General features: G+C 70.5%; 2 protein-coding genes and 1 pseudogene. 2 read left to right on the top strand and 1 reads right to left on the bottom strand.

Going from position 1 to position 2,192, the window contains the following annotated elements; genetic code table 11:
• Positions 1-50 precede the first annotated feature (50 nt).
• Both ACT4N8_RS12005 and ACT4N8_RS12000 read left to right on the top strand, forming a co-directional pair.
• Positions 51-479, top strand: a complete 429-nt coding sequence (locus ACT4N8_RS12005) for a hypothetical protein (RefSeq protein WP_444858362.1) — start codon at positions 51-53, stop codon at positions 477-479.
• A complete protein-coding gene (locus ACT4N8_RS12000) occupies positions 476-862 on the top strand; it encodes a type II toxin-antitoxin system VapC family toxin (RefSeq protein ID WP_444858361.1) in 387 nt (128 codons plus the stop codon). Before ACT4N8_RS12005 ends, ACT4N8_RS12000 begins: the two co-directional genes overlap by 4 nt.
• A gap of 3 nt (positions 863-865) precedes the next feature.
• Here ACT4N8_RS12000 and ACT4N8_RS11995 read toward each other — a convergent pair.
• Positions 866-2,192 (bottom strand): annotated as a pseudogene (locus ACT4N8_RS11995) (chromosome segregation protein); the annotation flags it as partial.

Here is a 2,192-nt window from a genome sequence, read left to right as displayed (position 1 = left end):
GCCGTGTCCTCTATATATCTGGCGAATATAGAGGACATAGGAGACGAGTGATGTCGCTCGAATCATTCAAGCAATCCGTGAAAGGTGCGAAGCTGGCGGGCCTCTTCGCGTCCGAAGAGGCGATTCGCCGTATGATCCAGAAATCGGAGGCGGGCCGCCCCGCCGTAGAGGCTATTGGCAAAGAGGTGGAGGCACGGGTTGGCGCGTTGAGCGAAGACGAGAGGAAGCTGGTCGGCCGCTGGGCGAAGGAGGCGCTCGCGCCGCGCGGCTGGCTACCAGATCGGAAGGGACGTGTTTCACCCGGCAATTTCTTTTCGCGCGGAACCGTTTACCGGCGGGCCGGGCCGAGGCGGGCGAAAGGGCACGGACCAGGGAGGTTGGCTGCGGCGCAAGCGATCGTCGCTCGTTTCTCGCAGCCGACTATGAGCTCGGAGCAGCTGATCGAAGAACGGAGCCGGGCTTTTGAGGCCGGCGAGTGAGAACCGTCCTGGACGCCTCCGCGCTTCTCGCCGGATTGCGGAGGGAGCCGGGTGCGGAAAGGGTCGGCGCGGCACTCGACGCCGCCGTCATTTCGACCGTCAACCTCGCGGAAGTCGTCGCCGGCCTCGCCCGGAATGGCGCCACCGAAAAGGAGGTTCGCGCCGCGATCAGGACCGTCTCGGTCACCGCAATCCCGCCCGATGAGGAGATGGCGGTTGACGCGGGCTTGCTGCGCGGCGTCACCGACCGCGCCGGGCTGTCGCTCGGCGACCGCTTCTGCCTCGCGCTGGCACGCCGGCTCGGCGCACCGGCGCTGACCGCCGATCGCAAGTGGGCCGCCGTCGCGGCGGAGGTCGAGGTCGCCGTCGAACTGATCCGCTGACGACTACTCCGCCGCCAGCAGGCGCTCGGCGCCGCCAAGGTCGACGCTGACCAGTCGCGACACGCCTTTTTCGATCATGGTGACGCCGTAGAGGCGGTGCATGCGGCTCATCGTCACCGCATTGTGGGTGACGATCATGTAGCGCGTGTCGGTCTCCCCGGTCATCCGGTCGAGCAGGTCGCAGAAGCGCTCGATATTGGCGTCGTCGAGCGGTGCGTCGACCTCGTCGAGGACGCAGATCGGCGCCGGATTGGTGAGGAAGAGCGCGAAGATCAGGGCGATCGCGGTCAGCGCCTGCTCGCCGCCCGAGAGCAAGGTGAGCGCGGAGAGCCGCTTGCCGGGCGGCTGGGCCATGATCTCGAGCCCGGCCTCGAGCGGATCGTCCGATTCGACCAATTCGAGATGCGCCTGGCCGCCCTCGAACAGGGTGGTGAAGAGGCTGCGGAAATGGCGGTCGACGTCCTGGAAGGCGGCGAGCAAACGGGCGCGGCCTTCGCGGTTGAGGCTGCCGATCGAGCCGCGCAGGCGGTGGATGGCGACGCCCAGTTCCTCGCGCTCGGCCTGGCTGGCGAGGCGGCCTTCCTCCAGCTCGTTGAGTTCGCTTTCGGCGACGAGATTGACCGGCCCGATCCGCTCGCGTTCCTGCACCTGCCGTTCGAGCCGGGCGGATTCGGCCGGCACCTCGACGATCGAGGCGGCGTCGAAGCCGAGCTGTTCCGGCAGCAGAGGCGGCGGGCATTCGAACTTCTCGCCGGAGATGCGCGCCATCTCCTCGCGGCGCGTCTCCTGCGCCTCGGCCCGGGCGGTGGCGCCGGCGCGGGCTTCGCGCGCGGCGGCGAGCGCCTCGGCGACCTCGGCGAGCCGGGTCTCGGTTTCCTTGAGTGCCTCCTCGCCGGCGCGCTCATGCGCGGCCGCGGCCTGCGCCGCCTCCATCGCCGCGGTCGCTTCGGCTTCGAGCGCGTTCAGCCGCGCCTCGATCTCGGCGGGCGCCTCGGCGAGCCGATCGGCCTCCGCTTCGGCCTCGGCGATGCGGCGGCCGAATTCGGCATGGCGCTCGCCCGCCTGGCCGGCGCGGGTTCGCCAATCCGCCTGCTCGGCCCTGGCCGCCTCCGCGCGCTGCTTGTCGGCGCTGACCGCGCGGGCGTGGGTCGCTGCCTCGGCGCGGACCTCGGCCAAAGCCGCCTGGGCGCGCTCGGCGGCGGCGCGCAGCTCGGCGACCTTCGCCTCGGTCGCGGCGGCATCGGGCAGGGTCGCCCAGGCCGCTTCCGCCGCGTCGTGAGCCTTGCGCGCCTCGCTGAGGTCCGCCTCGACAGCCTCGGCGCGCTCGGCG

It is taken from the genome of Sphingosinicella sp. (genome assembly GCF_052387495.1).
Lineage (GTDB): Bacteria > Pseudomonadota > Alphaproteobacteria > Sphingomonadales > Sphingomonadaceae > Allosphingosinicella.
This window is presented reverse-complemented; position numbering and strand designations above follow the sequence as displayed.